A 16157-nucleotide genomic window follows, 5' to 3' on the forward strand; every position below is an offset into this window, starting at 1 on the left:
GCAAACGACCATGGTACGCGTCTATCTCGCAGGACCGGACGTGTTCCGGGCCGATGCTGCCCAGCATTATGACGCGCTGGTCGCCCTGTGCGCCCGGCACGGCTTGAAGGCGCTCCATCCGTTCGAAGGCGGCGACCAGGACAATGCCGTGACGTCCGCCGAGATCCGCGCGCGCTGCATTTCCCAGCTGGATCGCGCCGATGGCATCATCGCCAACATCACGCCCTTCCGTGGCGCCCATATGGACCCGGGCACGGCGTGGGAATTGGGGTATGGCGAGGCGCGCGGCCTGCCGGTGTTCCTCTGGACGAACGATCCCCGCCCCATGGTGGCGCGGATCGACGCGCTGGCTGGCGAATCTGGTCTGCGTGATTCAGGCGGGCACCTGGTGGAAGATTTCGGCCATGTGGAAAACCTGATGATCGCCCATCCCGGCGCACCCGTCGCGACCACCGCCGAGGAAGCGGTCGCGGCGGCGGCCGATCATCTTCACCGCATCGCGCGGGCGGGCGCGCTGAATCTCGGCCTCGTGCCGAAGATCGCCATCGCGCTCGTTGCGTCCTTCGTCCTCAGCTTCATCGTCAACCGCATCGTCGGGTGGTAGGCCTCCGCCGCCGATTGGGCCGCGGAGGCGATTTTCTTCAGCCTTCGCGCGAGCCCACCAGGGCGAACATGGTGCCCTGCGGGTCCAGCGCCTGGAGGATGAACGCGCCACCGGGAACAGGCATGGGCCCGTTGATCACCTGTCCGCCGCCCGCCGTCACGCGTCCGCCGGCGGCATCGATATCGCCAACGACGAAATAATACAGCCAGAACGGCATCGGAACCGCCTCGGGCTTCGTGAACATGCCGCCGAACGCATTGCCGCCCAGGCCGAACAATTGATAGGTGCCCATGGGCCCCATATCCACGGCCTGATCCTTCTTCCAGCCGAACAGCTCGGCATAGAAGGGCAGGGCGGCCTCCCAATCGACGGCCATCAGCTCGTGCCAGCCGATATTGCCCTTGGCCATCTGGTCGGGGAGCGGATGGGCGCTTTCGTCTTCCCACTTGAACAGGGAGATCACCGCGCCCTGCGGGTCGCCGATCACCGCGAAGCGGCCGACACCGGGGATATCCCGCGGTTCGATATGAAGCGCGCCGCCAAGCGCCTTTGCCTTGGCGACGGTCGCGTCAACGTCGTCCACATGCACATACCCGGTCCAATGGGGCGGCACACCCTGGTCGCGCAGGTCCTGCGGCAGCGTCATGAGCCCGGCGATGGGACCCGCGTCGGTGGTGAAAAGCGTATAGGGCATTTCCGGCATGTCGAGCTTCTGCGCGCCCCAGCCCACGACATCGCCATAGAAGGCGACGGCGGCGTCCATGTCGGGGATCATCAGTTCATACCAGACAAAGCGGCCGTGAGACGAAGCCATGGGGTTCCTCCTGTTGGGCATTTCGGCGCGGCGGCGCCGCATTCATCTTCATACGCCCACGGAGCGGTGCCTTTGTGACCATCCTTCGGGCCAAGGGTCACGGTTTGCGGATGCGGCACTTGGTGGGCGAATGCTCCAGCTCCAGGCGGGTAACCGCCGCCAGTTCATCGAACGCGCGCCGCACACCGGGAAAATGGCCGTCCACGCGATAATCATCGCCGACGAGGATGCCCCCGGAGTCCAGCAGCGGCCACCATTGCAAGATATCGGTGGCGACCGATCGGTAATCATGGCCGCCGTCGATATGTATCATTTGCGGGCGGATCTTGTGGGCGCGCATCAGGATGCTGGCGTTCACGCTGTCCAGCGGCAGCGGCAGCACCAGGTCCTGCAAGCCGTCCTGAACGATATTGGCCATGAATGTGTGATAGAGGCTCGGATATCCCTGTTTCAGATGCAAATCGGCGAACATGTGCGGAATGGCCCAGTGTTCGGAGCTTCCAAGCCAGGTGTCCACCGCCAGCACCAGGCCGGGAATGCCGAGCGCGCGCAGCGCCTTCGCCATGGTGATGACGGATCTACCCTTCCACACGCCGATCTCGACGATGAGAATGGGGCGTATCTCATATATGCTTGTGACAAGGTAGGGATGGGTGGAGCCCCAGCCCTGCTTGTCCACCTTGATTCCCGTGGGATCGAAGCCATCAAACGGGTCGTTGCCGTGCCATAGCTTGCGCACCAGCTCGGCTCGCATTTCGGTCATTGTGGCTCAGATCTCCCTGGTGAGGAGCCAACCTATCGCCGATCGGGGCGGTGGGAAATCGGGGATGGCACATGAGCACCGTGCGGCCGCCCTCGACGCCGGCTGCCGGCTTGAGGTATGAGGCTGAATGGCACTGCGCGAAACAACGCGTCGGGAAGGGTGGCCGAGTGGTTTAAGGCAGCGGTCTTGAAAACCGCCGTGGGTGCAAGCCCACCGTGGGTTCGAATCCCACCCCTTCCGCCAACCGAATCCCGTCTTGCGCCCCGCCGGAGCGGTCTCGCGTGCGGGGTGGCGGCGCTGAAAACTTAGCTGGTTGACGAAGTTTTTCTTGCATGGATCGCACTTGAGATATTAGTTAGCAACATGACTAAGCATCATCCCGAGCTCTCGCTGCTGTTCCATGCGCTGGCGGATCCGACCCGTCGATCGATCCTGACGCGGCTGGCGGAAGGGCCCATGCGGGTCACGGACCTGTCGGACCCCACAGGCCTGCGCTTGCCCACGGTAATGCGGCATATTTCGGTCCTGGTGGAGGCGGGGCTGATTGCCACCTCCAAGGATGGGCGGGTCCGCACCTGCGCCATCGTACCCGAGGCCCTGGAGCCGGTACGGACATGGCTCGATGAACAGCGCGCCAGATGGGAATCCCGCCTCGACCGGCTGGAGGCATTCGCGTTGAAGGCGATGAAGGAGCGCACGGAATGACATCGAACTCCAATCCCGACGGGACGCCTGTGGCGCGCGATCACGCGAAGAGCCGGTTTGCGACGCTGACGTTCGAGAGGGACGTGGGCGTGCCGTTGTCGGTGCTGTGGCAAGTATGGACAGATCCGGCTGCACGGGCGGTCTGGGCAGCGCCCACGCCGTCGGTCACGGTGGAGTTTCTGGAGGCCGACACCCGGGTGGGCGGACGCGAAGTCTCGCTCTGCAAGGTCGAGGGGCAGCCGAATATCCGCTGCGAGTGTGGCTGGCTCGAGGTGCAGCCGGCGCTGCGCAGCGTGAATTACGAAGTGGTCTCGGCCGGGGGCGTGATTCAATCGGCCGCGCTGGTGACGGCTGATTTCTCCGGCACGGACGAGCGCGGCCGGCTGGTCGTGACGGTGCAGCTTTCCTCGCTGGCCGAGGATATGGCGGCCGGCTACCGACAGGGCTTCGGCGCTGGACTGGACAATCTCGCCGGAGCAGCCAAGCGAACCATGGTGCTGCAACGCCTGATACAGGCACCGCGCAGCCTCGTCTGGGGTACCTGGATGAACCCCGAGACGCTGCCGCAATGGTGGGGGCCGGACGGGTTTTCCTGTCGCACGGCGAGGATAGACCTGCGAAGCGGCGGGGAATGGGTTTTCGACATGATCGCGCCGGACGGAACCGTGTTCCCGAACCATCATGTCTATACCGAGGTCCGGCCCGAGGAGCGGATCGCCTATACGCTGCTCTGGGGCGAAAACGGACCGAAGCACGCCGATGCCTGGGCTTCATTCGAGGATCAGGACGGAGCAACGAAAGTGACGCTTGGCATGGTGTTCAGCGCCGAGGCCGAATTCCAAGAGGCGAAAGGTTTCGGCGCCGAGGAACTGGGGCAGCAAACGCTGGGCAAACTGGAACGTTTCGTCAAATCCCGTTGAGATACTGCCGCTTGGCAAGGGATCGGACGCTTCCTTGCTGCTTCAGGAGGGAAGGGCTTTCAGCCCGCCGACCTGGGCGGCGAAACGGGTGATGTGAAATCGACCGTTCGGGAGATCAAGGACCAAGAACAACGCCAGCACGCGATCGCAGATCCTTGAGCGAGACAACGGCGCATTCCCATGCTGAGGTCCGCGTTTACATCTCGGCCTCAACGCTCACCCGGTGCATGAAGCGGCGGGGCATTTCGAGGAGATTGCCTGTTCGGTCCTGCGGCGCGGTTGAATACGCCGCGGGAATCGATAGGAGTCGCGCCATGAAATTTTCCCCGCTCACAGCCGGGCGGTCGCCACGATGACGGCGCCCGCCAAGGTGGCCATCGACCTCGGCACCCGCGCAGGCGGGGGCACGGCCGTGCTCGACCTCGAGGAATTGCTTGCGACACGCCTTCTGGTGCAGGGGAATTCCGGCTCCGGAAAATCTCACCTTCTGCGCCGGCTTCTGGAGCAGAGCGCGCCCTGGGTGCAGCAGGCGGTGATAGATCCCGAAGGCGAGTTTACCGCGCTGGCGGAGCGTTTCGGCCACGTGGTGGTGGATGCCCAGCGCGGCGAGGCGGATCTCCAGCGCATCGCGGCGCGGGTGCGCCAGCATCGCGTTTCCGTGGTGCTCAATCTGGAGGGGCTGGACAGCGACCAGCAGATGCGCGCCGCCGCCGCATTCCTCGGCGGGTTGTTCGATGCCGATCGGGACGTGTGGTATCCCATGCTGGTGGTGGTGGATGAGGCGCAGGTGTTCGCGCCTGCCGCTGCGGGCGAGGTCTCGGACGAGGCGCGCAGGGTGTCGCTCGCCGCCATGACCAATCTCATGTGCCGCGGGCGCAAGCGCGGGCTCGCCGGCGTCATCGCCACCCAGCGCCTCGCCAAGCTGGCCAAGAACGTCGCCGCCGAGGCCTCCAATTTTCTCATGGGCCGCACCTTTCTGGATATCGACATGGCCCGCGCGGCGGATCTGCTGGGCATGGAGCGGCGGCAGGCTGAGACGTTCCGCGACCTGGAAAGCGGCAATTTCATCGCCCTCGGCCCGGCCTTGGCGCGCCGGCCCCTGCCGGTGCGGATTGGTTCCGTGGAGACGGCGGCGCATACCACCAGCCCCAAGCTTGTGCCGTTGCCGGACCCCGCCGCGGCCGAGGATGCCCATGATTTGATCTTCACCCCCGGAGCCGACGAAGCGCGGCCGCTGGTGCCGCGCCGGCCGCCGGCGGTGGCGCCCACGGCCGATGTGCTGGCGCAGCTTTCCCGAAGCGTGCCCGCATCCGCCCCTGCGGCCACCGAGCCGGCGCCGAGCATCTCACCCGAGCAGCGCCAGGCGGCCATCGACATGGCGTTGCGGGAAATCCTCGGCGAAAGCGATGCCGGCTTTCGCACGATCGCCGTGCTGTATCAGGATTTCCTCGTGCGGTGCCGGATTCGACGGGTGGGCGGCGAGCCGCTCAGTCTCTCGGCTTTTCGCCGCCGGCTCGCCGTGGCCCATGCCGGCATCGACATGGCCGAGGCGGAAGCTGAAGATTCGCCCTGGGCGGAAGTCCTCACCATGGCCGGGGCTCTGCCGGAGGATATGCAGGGGGTCTTCCTCTCCTTGGCGCGCGCGGCCTTCGATCGGCGTCCATGCCCGTCTGATGCCGATGTCGCCCACGCCTATGGCAGCCGCTCGCCCGGCCGCGCCCGGCGCCTTCTGGCCTATATGGAGGAGCAGCGGGTGATCGTGTGCCGTCTCGATGGTCGCGGACGGCGCATCGTGGCCATTCCCGGCCTTGCCTGGGAAACCGCGCCCGGCGATCCGAATGCGGCCGCCGGATCGACCACGCTGCGGGAGGCGACCTCCGCGGACTGAGCCGCGCGCCCGCGCTGATCCTTGCCGGCGCGCGCCGCGCGCAAGTTCAGCCGCGCCGTTCCGAGCGGCTGAAATTGCTCAGGTGCCCCTCGCGCGCCGCTTGCGCCCGCGCCGACTTGACGATGCCGGCACTCTTGCCGTCCGGCGCCACGCGCGACATCAGCCGCTGCATGTCGGCCGCGCCGCATGCGGGGCAAGTCGGCTTCTCCGAGTAGCCGATCAGCAATTCGACATCCTTGTCGCATTGCGCACAATGGAAGCTGTAAAGCGGCATATCCGCGCCTCTGCGTGTCGGTCGGCGACAGGGCGCCGCCGATGATCCCTTGCGCGGACAGGCGTCGTCGCGGACAGATCCGCTCAAGGCGCATGGCCGCGGGCCCGGACCATTCCGGGCCACAGCCACGTTGCAGAAAGTGCGCCAAGTGACGTGCCAAGTGTCGTGCCAAGTCCGGGGCGCCAAAGCCTGCCTTGGAAGCAACAGAGGCAGGCACCGTCAGCGGGCAGGCGGTTCACACCCGTTCCGGGCGTTCGGAGAAGCTCTCCGAACGCCCGGACATCGGCATCACAGGATCTGGTCCTGGCTCGTCTTAACGGCGAGGAAATCCAGTTGAACGACCATATCGTTGAAGTCGGAGTCGCCGCCGCCGTAGAGATCCTCCCACCCCCATGTGTTGAGACCATAGCTCCACAGATGGGCGACATGCTGCCCGCCCACGATCTCATTGGCATCGGCGAACGCGTAGAAAGTCGATCCGCCTGAGGACAACTTCATGGCGATGAGATCATTGGCATTGATGTGGGTGAGGGTGGCTTCGGAATATTTGCCATAGCCGCTGCCGGATACCCAGGTACTTCCGGTGTCGGTCTGGTAGGCGTGAGCGTTGGTGGCGGCGTCATAGCCGGCGTCTCCCGGCTTCAGGCCGTTCACCGTCCCGGCAAAATCATCGACCTTGTAGAACATCACGGAGGAGTCGTTGGCGCCAACCTGGCGCATCCGAACCACCGCATTCTGGTCGTCGGCCGCGCCCGCCGTTTCCGCCACCGCCACCGGGCGGGCGATTTCCACGGCGCTGGCGCCGTCGTCGGAAACGAACTCCGCCGCCTTCGAATCAATGGCGGCCTTGGAGGCAATGGTCGCGACGCCATCCAGCTTAACGGTGAGCGCGGCGTCCCTTTCCACTATTGTCTGATGCAGTTTTGCCTGGGATTGATGATCGTACTTCGTCACCTGGTCGGCGGCGAAGCCAGCGCTCAAGACCGATTGGGCGAAGGCCTTCGACCAGGCATGTTCGGCCGAGGCGATTGCTGCGAAATTCTGTACGCCGCTCCCATCATCGACCTGCACCTCGGCGCTGCTTTTCAGATAGCTTTGGAACAGCAGGCTTTGATCGACCGCGCTTGTCACGGCGCCTTTCTCGTCCATCTTCGCGACCGAAGGCGTGTTGAAATAAGTCTGCCCGTTGATCAGCGCCGCCAAGGCCTTGGACAAGGCGCCCGCGTCCGGAGTCGCGGTATTGAGGTCGAGATCATATCCGGCCGCAGCATGATAACCGCCCATGGGGACCTGGCCGGCGCCCGCACCGGCGGTGGCGAAAGCGGCCGGAGCCAGATAGGTCGCCTTTGCGAGAAGATCGTTCAAATTGCTGGGTTTCGAAAGGCCAAGGTCGCCGAGCACGAGATCCAGCTGGGTGCCGAAGCTGGCCCAGCTTTCAACCGCCTGTACCTCTCCGGTGACCTGCGCACTGTGCGTGCCGCCCTGGTTGTCGGTAAGCGTATAAGCGAAGCTGGCGGTGCCGGAGAATGTGGCCAGCGGGCTGAAGATCAGATTGCCGTCCGCCGCAAGCGATACCATGCCGCTGGCGAGCGCGACCGGAGCGCTGGCGGTGATCACCTTGCCGTCCACCGCGAGGACGCGAACCAGATCGCCATCGATATCCTTGGTGCCGGCGCCGACGTCGATGCGCTGGGATTTGATGCCGGTGGCAACCGCAAACGACACGTCGGAGGCAGTGGGAGCATCGTTCACCGGCGTGACGGTGCCCGAAACGCGCCCGGTGGCGCGCGTGCCGTGGCTGTCGACGATCCCATAGGTGAAGGCGACGTCGCCGGAGAAGTTCGCGGTAGCCTGGAATTGCAAGGCACCGTTGGTGCTGCGGCTCACGATGCCACCGGCAAGCGCCGCCTGCGCCCCCTCCTTCCAGGCGATGCCATTGATCTCCACGAGGGAGAGCGCTCCATCGCCCGTGTCGTTGGAGAGAAGATCAAGGACCACTACGCCATCCTCGGCGACGGTGAAGGTGTCAACGGTCGCGACCGGGGTAGCGATGGCGGGAGCGACATCTATCACGGCGGTGGCGGTGGACGTGCCGTTGTGGCCGTCCGACACCGTGTAGGTGAAGCTGGTTTTGCCGCTGAAATGGGCGTTTGGCGTGAACAGAACCGTGCCATCGGCATTGAGGACGAGCGTGCCGTCGGCGATTTTGATGGTGGTCGCCTGCGTTGAACTGACCGGCGTCGTCGTGGTCGGCGTCGAAGCCGAGCCGGTGGAGGCGGTGTCGTCAGCCGATGTGGACGTGGAGGCCACCGCTTCCCTCGACTTGGCTTTTACCGCGGCCTCGCCCTGATCGGGATTGATCTGGACGCCGTTGATGGCGACGATCCGAAGCGTGTCGCCGTCAATATCGCTGTCGTTGGCGAGAAGGTTCAGCGTGGTGCCCACATCCGCGGCCACGGTGAAGCTGTCGTTCGCCGCGGCTGGGGCATCGTTCATTGGTATGACGTTCAGATTGACCGTGGCGGTATCGGTGCCGCCCTGGCCGTCCGAGACCGTATAGGTGAAGCTGGTCGCGCCATTGAAATTGGGCTTTGGCGTAAAGACCACAGAGCCGTTACCGTTCACCACCACGGAACCATTGGCCACATTGACCGGGGTCGTTGACACGATCCCGTTGCTTCCCACTGTGGTCGTGAGTGGCTGGCCATCGATGGCCACCACCCGCAGCACGTCGCCGTCGACGTCCTTGTCGTTCGAAAGGACCGGGAGGGTGGAGATACCATCCTCGGCGACGCTGAAGGTGTCGTTGCCGGCGTCCGGCGCCTCATTGACCGAAACCACAGTGCCGGTGACGGTGCCGGTGCTCGTGCCACGACCGTCCGAGACGGTGTAAGTGAACGCTACGTTACCACCGTAATTGGCGGCGGCGGTGAAGGTGAGTTTGCCGTCGTTTCCGAGGCTGATCGAGCCGCCGACTACCGCCATATTGAAGCTCGCGGTTGTCCCGGCCGCCGCCACCGGCTTTCCGTTGATGCTCGTGATCTTCAGGGCGTCATTTTCCGGGTCGCTGTCATTTGCGAGCAGGTTGAGGACGACCGTTTCGCGTTCGGTTACGGTGAACTTGTCGGCACCGATGATGGGGAGATCGTTGACCGGCTGCACGGTGATGTCGACCCGGCCGTCGCCGAGGCCGCCATTTCCGTCGCTGAGGGTGTAGGTGAAGTTGACTGGACCGTTATAATTCGCGGTCGGCGTGAAGAGCAGGGCACCCTGGTCGTTTAGTGTCACGAGCCCGCCGGTCACCTGGACGCCATCCGCCGTCAGGATCTTGCCGTCCACCGCGGAGATCTGGAGCGCGTCGCCATCCGCATCCGTGCTCTGCGCGACCACATCGAGGACCAGCGCCTCGTCTTCCTGTGCCGCATATTCATAGTTTCCCGCTACCGGGGCGTCATTGACGGGAAGGACGTTCACCGTGACAGTTGCGGTCTGTGCGCCGCCACGTTCATCGGACACCGTATAGGTGAACGACGTGGTTCCGGTGAAATCGGAATCTGGCGTGAATTTCAGTCCGCCATCAGAGTTAATTTGAACGGTCCCATGATCGACAGAGAATATCTGAGCCGCGCTTGCGGAGGTGCTTGCCTCGGCAACTGCTTCAGCGAATCTCTTTTCTTCCTTGGCCTCTGCCTTGACGGCCACGCCGTTGATGGCGCGAATGGTCAAGCGGGTTCCATCCACGTCGCTGTCGTTAACGAGGACATCGAACGTCGTGGCTGTGTCCTCATCGATTGAGAAGCTGTCGTTTCCGGCCACCGGGAGATCGTTGACGGCGTGGACATCGATTTGGCGAACGAGGGCGCTGCTCTCGTGGGTCCCGTCGCTCACAACCAGGGAAAGCGTTCGCTGCGTGACGTCGGGGTTATCCGAGCTGTTCTCGAACGCGATGGAGCGAAGCGCCGTCTGCCATTCGGCCAGTGAGGCGCTGGATCCCTCCGATGTGAGCGTGAGCTTGCCCGTGGCGGCATCGAAGCTGCTTGCGATATTGCCGATGCCGCTACTGGCTGCCAACGCGAGGGTGTCCTCGCCGACCTGGAAATTGGCGAAGAGGATGGTCGCGGAAGCGAGCGAAGTACCATCCCCATCGCTCAGATCGAGGCCTCCGAACACCGAAACGGCATCGGCTTGTTCATCATAGTCGATGGCGCCGGCGCTGGCGTCGGGCAGTGTGACGACCGGCACAGGATCGGGGCCGAGAGCAATATCGCTGCTCGCCGAGAGAGACCCGGTTGCGCCGGGAACAGGAAGCACGACTGTGACGTCAGTGCCGGTGGTCACGCTGACGATGCGCGCACCATTCAGGTCCAGAGCATTCGGTCCCGCATAGCTCAGATCCGCGGAAACGTCGCCTGAGACGACCGTATAAGTAAAAATCAGGCTCGCAGTGCCAGAGCCCGAGGTATAAGTGGCGTAATGGTCACTTTCTCCCGTTTCCAACAGTATGCGGGGGCCGCCGGTGGCGTTGATATGTATTATATCCACCGGATTCGCGAATGTGACGATAATCGAGATGGTGGCGCCGACGTCATAGCGGCCGTTGGCGGCGGTTGAGGAGACGGATACGATGTCCGGGCTGCCGCTGGTGGCGCCGCCATAGACGACATAGGCCGCGCCCGTGTCGGTTTTGCCCGCGGTGTCCGCGCCATAGGCGCCGACGATCACGTCTGCGAAGCCGTCGCCGTTCACATCCCCGGCGGCGCTGACGGCATATCCACTCTGATCGCCCGGCTGAGCACCATTGATCTTGAAGCCCTGGGAGCGATTCAAGGCAGCAAGATCGATATTGCCTGGACCGTCCGCCTTGCCAAAGACGACATAGCTCGCGCCCGCCTGAGTACCGCCAGTGCCTTCATAGAAGGCGCCGACGATGACGTCGTCGTAGCCATCTCCGTTCACATCCCCCGCATCACTGACGGAGACACCGGTAAAAGCCTGCGCTGCTGCGCCTGAGATGGTGAAGCCCTGATTGAGAGAGAGGCCACTAAGGTCAATGTTTCCGACCCCGCCGACTTTGCCGTAGATCACATAGGCTGTGCCAGATTGAGCGCGCCCAAGTGCACTCGCCCAGTTTGATCCCACGATCAGGTCGGCGACGCCGTCACCATTCACATCGCCGGCGCCGCTGACGCTGTAACCAGAAAAGCTAAAGGCCTCGCCGCCGGAGATCTTGAATCCAGGATCATTGGTGAGGTCATCGTCGTCGAACGCCGAGAGTTCGATGCTGGCGAGGCCGCCATCCGCCACCTTCTTCCCGTAGATCAGATAGCTCGCGCCGGCGTAGCCGTTCGTACCGATGGTCGCTTGTGGCGCGCCGAGAATCAGGTCGTCGACACCGTCGCCGTTCACATCGCCCGCTGCGCTCACGGTATAGCCGCTGAAATTGTCAGCACCCGCACCGGAGATTTTGATCCCGGGATCGTTTGAGGAATCCTCGTCTTCGAACATCGCGAGGTCGATGTTGCCGAGGCCGCCGGCCTCCTGCGTGGTGCCGAAAATTACGTAGGTGTTTCCGGCATTACTATTGTCGTTCGGATCGGAATTGTTGGCGCCCACGAGGAGGTCGTCGACTCCGTCGCCATTGACATCACCGGCATTGCTAACGGACACGCCGGCGAGGCTGCCGGAAACACCGGAGATCTTGATTCCAGTAGAGTTTACTGGCGTATCGCCGTCGAACACCGACAGATCAATCGGGCCGAGGCCGCCGGCTGCATCGGTCTTGCCGAAGATCACATAGGCATTCCCACCATTGTCGTCGGCCGCCGTTCCGACATCGGAATAGGGAACACCGACGATAAAGTCCGCGACACCGTCGCCATTGACGTCACCCGCCTTGCTGACCGACCAGCCGGCGAAGTCGGCGTTGTGGGCGCCGGTGATCTTGATGCCGGGATCGTTCGAGGCGTCGTCATCGTCAAACGCCGCGAGATCAATCGTTCCGAGCCCGCCTTCGCGACCGAAGATGACGTAGGCATTCCCGGGGTCGCTCGAACCGTTCTCGCTGGCGTGATTGTTGGGCGCACCCACCAGGATGTCATCGATGCCGTCGCCATTCACATCTCCGGCGCTGCTCACCGAATAACCGGCATAATCGCCAGCCGCCGCGCCAGTTATCGTCGCGCCTTCCTCTGGCGCGAGGGTGCCGAGGTCGATCGTCCGCGTCGGGATCACCGCCAGCGTCGTGGTCGCCACATTCCCATGGATGGTGCCATCGGAAAGCGAGATGTCGATCAGGCGCGGTTCGGTATTGGGTTCATCTGCGCTATTGGCGAAGGTGATGCCGAGGAGCAGCGAACGATAGGTTTCCGCACTGCCGGTTCCCGAAAGGGTCAAGACGATCTTGTCAGAACTGCTGGTGTCCGTGGTCGCTGAGAAGCCTGCCGGCAAAGTCGGAAGGTTCAGTCTGTCGCCAGGCATGCGATTAGTTAACGTGATGCTTGCCGAAGTGAAGGAGGAAGGGCCGGCGAGGCTTGCGTCGGCGTCTAGAATGGCTACTCCTGCACTCCCTTGCGCATAATGCGTCGCAAAGGCGTTTTCGGTCGCTCCGCTCGAATTGTCAGCATCCAGGTCGATGCGCGGCGTATAAGTGGTCTTCGGATCACTAATGGTGATATCGAAATCGCCGTCGTGAGAAAAAAGAGCTTGGGAAGTAAAGGAATTCGCCGCGAGGCTGTAAGTCAGAACAAATGAGTTTGCGCTCGAAAAATTAAACCCGACATACGAGCTGGCGGGGGCGGTGGGCTCATTATTATCCTGAGTACCCGATGCATCCACACTATTGTTCGACGTATCTATCTGAATCGACGTAGTATTATTGGTGACGAAGGATGTCAAAGAGTCCTGAGATGCGGACACGGTTTCGCGTGTGTGCGCCTGTCCGTCTAAACCGTCGATGTCGCCGATCTGAAGGCCGACGTCCCCGGAAATGACCTTCTGTGTCGCGGTATCAATAATTTCCCATTTTATCGTAGCACTTGAATTTTGATTGGAAGCGAGAGACTGTGACTTTATCAAAATATTAAAATCATCTCCGCTCGTACCAAATGTGACAATATCGTTCGGTTCGCCAATCGAAAGAACAGTTGCTCGAAGGCTTATTTGTTTTCCTTCGTAGACTCCCGCATTCTCCCAGAGGGCGGTAATTCCAATATTGTTGTTAGACGTCCCAAAGTATTGGACATTATTTGACGTTGAATGGAGGCCGACTATAACGCCATCTGAGGTCCGGACGACCGGGGAGCCGGATACGGAGAGGTTAATGGACATGGGTGCCCCCTGATGACTCAATTGAGATTGAGTGGATCCGTCCGCCCCGCTGGCGGATGCAAACTGGCCGGGGTGCATGCCGAACAGCGTACGCTCACGCTCTTCGATCCATCATCAACGCACGTTATGCGTGTCATGGAGTGCCCCCTTACGCTGCGTACTGATTGCAGTGCAGCAGGGAGGTAAGCAAGTCCTGAAAAAGAGGTAGAAACACGAATCTGCAATCGTAGAACGCAAATTTTTCTCGGAAAAAGGGTATTCTAATATGTCGTATTCACGTGTTGCCGATGTATTCTGCAATCTGCTTTTGCTGCACTGCGCCTGCGGCGTGCATATGGCACCGGCTCAAGGAATTGTCTTTAAATTGTCGCGGGAAGTGAAAGTCGATGGGGCAGCGTGGGAAATTGCGCCAGTCGACATCGCAATGACAGGATGATGATAAAGAATGCAATTATTGAGAGTATTTTATTCATAATCCCGTTTTGATTGCGGAGCTCATGAGAGCTGACTCGACGCCGGCTCCCTCTGCGGGAAATATATTTCCAAAATTTGCAATTTACGCCCGGCACGGACTGCCAACACGCCCTCGCGCGGGCAGAGGGGCGACCGTCTGGGACCTTCTGCCTCAAGGTCCAGGCAAGCTTGCGGACCCAATCTGCCTCAGAGCTCATACATCAGGCAGGAAGACCCATGCGCATCTCCATCAAGACCACCTTGGTCTCCCTTTTCTGCCTGATGAGCCTGATGGTGGCCGTGCTGTGCAGCGGTGCCTTGATCAACGCCTATCGCAGCTTTACGGCCGCTCAGAGTGTTTCGCTGTATGCGAGCATCGAGCGAAATCTCTTCCAGGCATTGTCGGTGTTTCGGTACGAGCGCGGTGGGAGCGTGAGCGCCTTGTCGCTGCCCAACGGCGACAATCCCGCGGGCCTGAAGCAGTTGGCCGAGCGGCGGGAGCGGGTTACCCTGGCGCTGAACGCCGCCCTGGCCGGGGCCGACGCCGACATCGACCCCGCGCTGAAGCCGTTGTTCGAACAGCTCAGGCGCGGCTACGAGCAGCTCAAGATCCTTCGCCAGCAGATCGACGAACAGCTTGCCCGTCCGCGGGAGCAGCGCGACACGCGCATCGCCCAGCGCATGCTGACCGAAGGCGCCGGGCTGCTCGCGACCCTCGAGGAAGCATCCACCGCCGTGGAAGCGCAGATCCGCAGCATCGATCCGGCGCTGTCGCAGCTCATTCTTGCCCGTGCGATGGCATGGGCGACGCGCGCCGAGGTCGGCTCGGGAAACCTGATGCTGAACGAGGTGGTCGGTGAAGGACGCCCCTTGAATGAGCAGGAATGGAAGACGCTTCTCATCAATAATGGGCGGTTCACCTTCTCCTGGGCGACGGTCCGCGAGATCGGCCTTGCCCCGAACGCTCCGCCGGCCTTGAAGGCCGCGGTCGACGCGGCGCAGAATGCCTTCTTCTCGGGTCCCTACAAGACCTTGCGCGATGAGGTCATCGCCAATGTCAGCAATGGCCGGCCGGCGGGCATCGCGCTCCAGGCGTGGCGGGATCGCTCGGAGCCGGGGCAGACGGCAATCGCGAATGTCGCGGCAGCTGCCGTTGACGCGATCGCGGTCCGGGCGACGCTCGCGGAAGCCGAGGCAGAGCGCCAATTGGCGGGCTATGGCCTCGTTCTTCTCGCCGCAGTTGCGCTGGCCGTTGCCGGCCTCGTGGTGGTGGTCCGTCGCGTCACCGGGCCGCTCAGCCGGTTGACCGGCGTAATGACCCAGGTTTCCGGTGGGGACTTGACCATCAATGTCCCGTATATCGCGCGGACCGACGAGGTCGGCGCCATCGCGAAAGCCTTGATGGTCTTCAGGGAAAGCCTCACCCGCACCCGTGCACTGGAAGAAGCCGCCGAGCACAATCGCCAGGTGGCAGATGAGGAGCGGCGGCGTGCCATGAACGATCTGGCAGCGCGGTTCGAAAATGCGGTCGGCGGCATTATCGGCAATGTGTCCTCGGCGTCGGCCGAATTGCATCAGACCGCACAGCAGATGACGGTTGCGGCCGACAAGACCTCCTCGCGCTCCACCGCGGTTGCAGCCGCCGCGGAAGAAGCCTCGACGAATGTCGTGATGGTAGCCTCTTCCGCTGAAGAGCTCGGCTCCTCCGTGGACGAGATCGCCCGACGGGTGGAATATTCCGCCCAGATGTCGGCCTCCGCCGTCGACGAGGCCGCCAAGACCGGCGATGTCATCCGCGAGCTGTCGCAGGCGGCATCCCGCATCGGCGATTTCATCGTGCTGATTTCCAATATCGCCTCGCAGACCAATCTTCTGGCCCTGAACGCCACCATCGAAGCGGCGCGCGCCGGCGATGCGGGCAAGGGGTTTGCGGTCGTCGCCTCGGAGGTGAAGGCCCTGGCGACCCAGACCGCGAAAGCCACGGAGGAGATCGAAGCCCAGATCACCGCGATCCAGGACAGTACCCAGGAGGCGGTCAAGGTGATCGAGCGCGTGGGGACTCAGATCCGCAAGATGAGCGATGTCGCCAATGAGATTTCCGCGGCCGTGGAGGAGCAGGGCATGGCGACGAAGGAGATCGTGCGCAATGTGGATCAGGCGGCGACCGGCACCAATTCGGTGACCTCCCACATTTCCGACGTCGCCAAGACGGCGGATGAGACCGGATCCGCCGCCGTGCTCGTGCTCAGTGCTTCCGCTGCATTGACCGATCAGGCCGCGCGCCTTGAAGGGGAGATGCAACGCTTCCTAGGTACCATTCGCGCCGCGGCGTGAGGCAGGGCCGATCCGGAGGCCGGCAGGGATCAAGGGCGGCCGGCGTGTGCCGCCCTTCTTGCGTCCCGATGTGTGG

Annotated in this window: 10 protein-coding genes and 1 tRNA gene; 7 read left to right on the top strand and 4 right to left on the bottom strand. The window is 62.8% G+C overall.

The window, feature by feature from the left end; genetic code table 11:
* Positions 1–10 precede the first annotated feature (10 nt).
* On the top strand, positions 11–604 hold the full coding sequence (locus tag V5G24_RS11195) for a nucleoside 2-deoxyribosyltransferase (protein WP_394082680.1): 594 nt from the start codon (positions 11–13) through the stop codon (positions 602–604).
* Between the two features lie 37 nt (positions 605–641).
* Here V5G24_RS11195 and V5G24_RS11200 read toward each other — a convergent pair whose 3' ends face one another.
* Both V5G24_RS11200 and V5G24_RS11205 read right to left on the bottom strand, forming a co-directional pair.
* The gene (locus V5G24_RS11200) at positions 642–1418 is read right to left on the bottom strand and encodes a VOC family protein (RefSeq protein ID WP_394082678.1); all 777 of its coding nucleotides are present in this window, start codon (positions 1416–1418) and stop codon (positions 642–644) included.
* A 97-nt stretch (positions 1419–1515) separates the two neighbouring features.
* Positions 1516–2181 carry a class I SAM-dependent methyltransferase gene (locus V5G24_RS11205; RefSeq protein ID WP_394082676.1) on the bottom strand — a complete coding sequence of 222 codons (666 nt, stop codon included), beginning with the start codon at positions 2179–2181 and terminating at the stop codon, positions 1516–1518.
* A 153-nt stretch (positions 2182–2334) separates the two neighbouring features.
* Between V5G24_RS11205 and V5G24_RS11210 the strand changes: the two genes are divergently transcribed.
* From V5G24_RS11210 to V5G24_RS11225, 4 genes are all read left to right on the top strand, one after another.
* Positions 2335–2424 (top strand) — tRNA-Ser (locus V5G24_RS11210).
* A gap of 120 nt (positions 2425–2544) precedes the next feature.
* The gene (locus V5G24_RS11215) at positions 2545–2886 is read left to right on the top strand and encodes an ArsR/SmtB family transcription factor (protein WP_394082674.1); all 342 of its coding nucleotides are present in this window, start codon (positions 2545–2547) and stop codon (positions 2884–2886) included.
* A complete protein-coding gene (locus tag V5G24_RS11220) occupies positions 2883–3806 on the top strand; it encodes an SRPBCC family protein (RefSeq protein ID WP_394082672.1) in 924 nt (307 codons plus the stop codon). The genes V5G24_RS11215 and V5G24_RS11220 overlap by 4 nt, the downstream gene beginning before the upstream one ends.
* A gap of 352 nt (positions 3807–4158) precedes the next feature.
* Complete coding sequence (locus V5G24_RS11225) at positions 4159–5694, top strand: helicase HerA domain-containing protein (RefSeq protein WP_394082670.1); 1536 nt, start codon at positions 4159–4161, stop codon at positions 5692–5694.
* A 46-nt stretch (positions 5695–5740) separates the two neighbouring features.
* Here the strand turns inward: V5G24_RS11225 and V5G24_RS11230 are convergent, their stop codons facing one another.
* Both V5G24_RS11230 and V5G24_RS11235 read right to left on the bottom strand, forming a co-directional pair.
* Positions 5741–5968 (bottom strand): FmdB family zinc ribbon protein, encoded by a 228-nt coding sequence (locus V5G24_RS11230; RefSeq protein ID WP_394082668.1) that lies wholly within the window; start codon positions 5966–5968, stop codon positions 5741–5743.
* Positions 5969–6256: 288 nt separating this feature from the next.
* A complete protein-coding gene (locus V5G24_RS11235) occupies positions 6257–13294 on the bottom strand; it encodes a tandem-95 repeat protein (RefSeq protein ID WP_394082666.1) in 7038 nt (2345 codons plus the stop codon).
* Positions 13295–13559: 265 nt separating this feature from the next.
* On the opposite strand from V5G24_RS11235, the gene V5G24_RS11240 reads away from it, so the two are divergent.
* Positions 13560–13730, top strand: a complete 171-nt coding sequence (locus tag V5G24_RS11240; protein WP_394082664.1) for a hypothetical protein — start codon at positions 13560–13562, stop codon at positions 13728–13730.
* A 254-nt stretch (positions 13731–13984) separates the two neighbouring features.
* Positions 13985–16081: a methyl-accepting chemotaxis protein gene (locus tag V5G24_RS11245; protein ID WP_394082662.1), complete on the top strand. Its 2097-nt coding sequence runs from the start codon at positions 13985–13987 to the stop codon at positions 16079–16081.
* The last annotated feature ends 76 nt before the right edge of the window (positions 16082–16157 follow it).

This window comes from Roseixanthobacter finlandensis (assembly GCF_043195105.2).
GTDB lineage: Bacteria > Pseudomonadota > Alphaproteobacteria > Rhizobiales > Xanthobacteraceae > NCEH01.

Coding starts and splice junctions, on each gene's coding strand:
- V5G24_RS11215 (WP_394082674.1), top strand. CDS start 2,545: ATGACTAAGCATCATCCCGAGCTCTCGCTGCTGTTCCATGCGCTGGCG.
- V5G24_RS11205 (WP_394082676.1), bottom strand. CDS start 2,181: ATGACCGAAATGCGAGCCGAGCTGGTGCGCAAGCTATGGCACGGCAAC.
- V5G24_RS11225 (WP_394082670.1), top strand. CDS start 4,159: ATGACGGCGCCCGCCAAGGTGGCCATCGACCTCGGCACCCGCGCAGGC.
- V5G24_RS11240 (WP_394082664.1), top strand. CDS start 13,560: ATGTCGTATTCACGTGTTGCCGATGTATTCTGCAATCTGCTTTTGCTG.
- V5G24_RS11235 (WP_394082666.1), bottom strand. CDS start 13,294: ATGTCCATTAACCTCTCCGTATCCGGCTCCCCGGTCGTCCGGACCTCA.
- V5G24_RS11200 (WP_394082678.1), bottom strand. CDS start 1,418: ATGGCTTCGTCTCACGGCCGCTTTGTCTGGTATGAACTGATGATCCCC.
- V5G24_RS11230 (WP_394082668.1), bottom strand. CDS start 5,968: ATGCCGCTTTACAGCTTCCATTGTGCGCAATGCGACAAGGATGTCGAA.
- V5G24_RS11220 (WP_394082672.1), top strand. CDS start 2,883: ATGACATCGAACTCCAATCCCGACGGGACGCCTGTGGCGCGCGATCAC.
- V5G24_RS11195 (WP_394082680.1), top strand. CDS start 11: ATGGTACGCGTCTATCTCGCAGGACCGGACGTGTTCCGGGCCGATGCT.
- V5G24_RS11245 (WP_394082662.1), top strand. CDS start 13,985: ATGCGCATCTCCATCAAGACCACCTTGGTCTCCCTTTTCTGCCTGATG.